The sequence below is a fragment of the Tsukamurella conjunctivitidis genome (assembly GCF_007858475.1).
GTDB classification, from domain to species: Bacteria; Actinomycetota; Actinomycetes; order Mycobacteriales; family Mycobacteriaceae; genus Tsukamurella; species Tsukamurella conjunctivitidis.
Genome location: NZ_VIGX01000301.1, coordinates 1 through 523, shown reverse-complemented (window position 1 = coordinate 523; position 523 = coordinate 1). Strand labels below are relative to the sequence as shown.

General features: G+C 70.2%; 1 protein-coding gene. It reads left to right on the top strand.

The window, feature by feature from the left end; translation table 11 throughout:
• A partial coding sequence (locus tag FK530_RS25485; protein ID WP_193560381.1) for a D-alanyl-D-alanine carboxypeptidase occupies positions 1-412 on the top strand: 412 nt, incomplete at its 5' end.
• Positions 413-523: the final 111 nt, after the last annotated feature.

Below are 523 nucleotides of genomic sequence, written 5' to 3'. Positions count from 1 at the left end.
CGCCCACGTGGTCTCCACCCTCAAGGCACTCGGGGTGGACACCGATGGGCTGAGCCTGGGGGACTGCTCGGGCCTGTCCTCCGACAACCGCATCTCCGGGCGAACCCTGGCCCAGACCCTGCGCACGGGCATGACGTCCCAGCGACCCGATCTGCGAGACCTCGTGCGCTCACTGCCCTGGGGCGGCCTCGACGGCACACTCGACACGCGCTTCACCACGGGGGAGGCCGCTGCCAACGTCCAGGCCAAGACCGGTTCCCTGTCCACCGTCTCCTCATTGGCGGGAGTCGTGACGACATCGGGGGGGCGCACCCTGGTCTTCGCCGTGGGCAACGATGCGGTCCCCGATGACGGTGCCTACTGGACACGTGGAGTCCTCGATGACTTCGTGCAGGGGCTCAGCGCGCTCTGAGAGGTCCACGCCCCGGCGGAGGTGCCTCTGCGGGGTCCCACCACGGTGGCAGCGCCGCCCCTCCGCCCGCCCGTTACCTTGTTGGTGAGCCCGAGACTTCGGGTTCGGGCC